Origin of the sequence: Hydrocoleum sp. CS-953, from assembly GCF_002260545.1 — a bacterium.
Taxonomy (GTDB): domain Bacteria; phylum Cyanobacteriota; class Cyanobacteriia; order Cyanobacteriales; family Microcoleaceae; genus Trichodesmium.
The window spans coordinates 1-2,916 of record NZ_LGSU01000376.1 but is presented as its reverse complement, the minus strand read 5'-3'; the positions used below and the strand labels follow the sequence as shown (position 1 = coordinate 2,916).

At 35.1% G+C, this 2,916-nt stretch carries 2 protein-coding genes; one reads left to right on the top strand and one right to left on the bottom strand.

Annotated features, from left to right (window positions below):
- Window positions 1–247 precede the first annotated feature (247 nt).
- A complete protein-coding gene (locus AFK68_RS03600; protein WP_094671633.1) occupies window positions 248–775 on the bottom strand; it encodes a hypothetical protein in 528 nt (175 codons plus the stop codon).
- Window positions 776–1,057: 282 nt separating this feature from the next.
- Here AFK68_RS03600 and AFK68_RS03595 point away from each other — a divergent pair, with 282 nt between their 5' ends.
- On the top strand, window positions 1,058–2,233 hold the full coding sequence (locus tag AFK68_RS03595; protein WP_094671632.1) for a tetratricopeptide repeat protein: 1,176 nt from the start codon (window positions 1,058–1,060) through the stop codon (window positions 2,231–2,233).
- Window positions 2,234–2,916 lie beyond the last annotated feature (683 nt).

Below are 2,916 nucleotides of genomic sequence, written 5' to 3'. Positions count from 1 at the left end.
CAAAAACTATAGCGCTACAGTTATGAGTATTTTTCGAGATTTTTTCTGAAGATTTACTCTCGTGATTGAATTAAATATCTTTTCCTTTTTTGATTAGGAATTGAATCTGAAGTATAGATAAATCAAAACTATAGCGCTACAGTTCTAAGGAATTTTCTCAAATCCTTCTCAAAATCTAGCCTAGTAGGTGAATTAAATAGTGAATTAAATATATTTTCCTTTTTTGATTAGGGGCCAATATAGCCAATTATAAGTATTTTTTTACGAATTCTTGATAAATAGACACTTTATCTACTGCCTCTGATACAGAGATATCATAGATTGCTGCCATCGTAGCTATTAACTGCCTATCAACACCTTCAACCAACTTCAAATTTTGCTCAAACTCACTAGCTGCGGACAACCAAAATTCTTCACGAGCTTTGAATAAAGGTGTATAATCATAGTCAATATCAAAATCTTCAATAAATTCTACTGTAGGAATAATAATAAATCTATCTCTGATATCATTAAATTTTGCCTCCTTCCAAATACGTTCTTTAGTAGACAAAATTTTAGGACATCCTACATCATACTCATACTTTTTCTTAGGCGTAAAAACCTTTCCTGTTTCATTAACGTCAACCTTTAGCATCTCAAACAACTCTTCTCTTTTCTTCTTTTCAGGTGGCTTTGTTACATCACCCAAAGGAATAAGAATATTGCGTTTTTCCGCAATATAGTTTCGGATGGCTACATAAGTAGAGGGATATAGATGAAAGCCAAGTGACATCATATAATCTTGAAGCCAGCAAAGTTATATTATTTGTAGCATCATAATCATTTCCATAAACAACTGTAATAAAATATTTTGTCGTCAATGTGGAAGGTATCATCATGCTAGAAATTAATATGGGAAGTGTAATCTCCTCATTTTCTAGCCTAGTCATTTGTTGTACCAAGTTTTCGAGTTGTTGGGCTAAAAGCATTTTGCTGGCATTCTTCGTTTCCTTCCATACCATACTACAATATAATAAAAGTTTATACTTTGAAAGGAAGATTTTAATTAATCAAACCAATGGTTCGTAGAATTTGGCAATGGCTGAAAAGTTTATGGGAAAAATTTTTAGGATTATTCTCTCAACCTCAAACTAACCCTTCAGAAACTCAACCACTCTCTCAGTCTCTCCCACCTTTAACAGATACAGATTATGATTTTCTCTTTGGTCAACTTTTAGAAGGTATTGCCCAAGGTTGGTATTCCGAAAGAGTAAAGAATTTTTTTGACGACCTGGGAGAACGAGGTAAACCTGAACTTTGGGAGGAATGGCTAAAACGATTTGGAGAAAGATTATTAGCATCCCCGAAACCTAATGATGAGTTAGCTCAGAGAATGGTTAGGTTTGCTCACTTGACTCGATCGCTCCCTTCTCTACAATCTCTAGGAAATCTGGCTAATAATATTGGTAGTGAACTTTTAAGTCGGGATGATAGTGGAGCAATTTGGGAATATGATGGACCTGATGCTGGTGTCTCCCCTCCTCCTCAACCATCTTTAACAGAAAATCAAGAAAATGAAGCTTTGGAAAATTTAGTAGTTAAGCTTCAGGAAAATCCTAATTTATTAGCAACTGTTGCGCAACAGTTAGGTATACAGACTAGCGACCCAAGAGTAGTTATTCAAGCAATGGTTAGTCAGCTTGGGGTGGGAGTGGAAAATCAACAACAGTCTGCCGAGCAAAGTTCGGAAATATTTGCTCAGTTAGGTTTGGAGCAAGCAAAAGCTGGAGATTTAGCTGGAGCAGTTGATAGTTGGGAAAGTGCTTTGGCTTTGAAGCCTAATTATCATCAAGTTTGGTACAATCGAGGCAAGGCATTGGTACAGTTAGAAAGATGGGAAGAGGCGATCGCCAGCCATGACAAGGCTTTAGAAATTAAGTCTGATGACTATTTGGCTTGGAATAACCGTGCTGAAGCTTTGGGAAAATTGGGGAGATGGGAGGAGGCGCTATCTAGTTGTGACAAAGCTTTAGAAATTAATTCTGGTTATTATTTGGCTTGGTATAATAAGGCTAATTTTTTAGTTAGTCTGGAAAATTTGACAGAAGCAGTTAATTGTTATGACAAGGCTTTAGAAATTAAGCCTAATTTTTATGATGGTTGGAATGAGAAAGGAAATGTTTTGAGAGATTTGGGTTTGATGGAAGAGGCTAATAAAAGTTGGGAAAGGGCAAGGGAAATTAAATCTGAGTAAGTTGCCCTGATAGTTTTTTCTTGATTGCCCTAATTTAAAAAGGTTGCCAAATTTTTACAGAGTTATTTGTACTTAATCAGTATAGCCACTACCACTTACTAAAAAGTTGCCATCGTAATAGCTGAACTTAGAAGTCAAAAGTCTGAAGTCTGAAGTTAAATTCTAGCTGTGAATATATTTGAGAATTTGATAATATCCGTTCCAGTAATGGCGACTGCCATAAGTAGGGTTTGCTGATTAATTCTAAAAGTATTGACATATAAAGGCTTTAGCCTTTTTAGGTCGAAAAAAGTGCAAGCTTTTCGGTGGAAAGAGCTGCATAAAGCTAGTATTTTGGGATGATTATGGCAGAAAAATTGAGGGACAATTTTTCCGACTATCTCCTTTATAATTATAATTCCCATTTCTCCTGACTCCTGACTCCTGACTCCTGACTCCTACCCTTACCAAAAGATTTCCCATTAGCAAACCCTAAGTAAATATCAGCTTTCTGATTTTACCTTTATCCTGTGAAATATTTGCAACATCCTCTTGAGAAGTAAAATTCCAAATAGCTAGCAAATAGGTTATTGTATAACTGGATTTTAATAATGCCTAAAAATTTAATCTGGTAGTAAACTTAGATTTCTAAGTATTGATTTGAATTGGAAGTAAAAATGTCAAAAAATAACAAACAAAAAGAT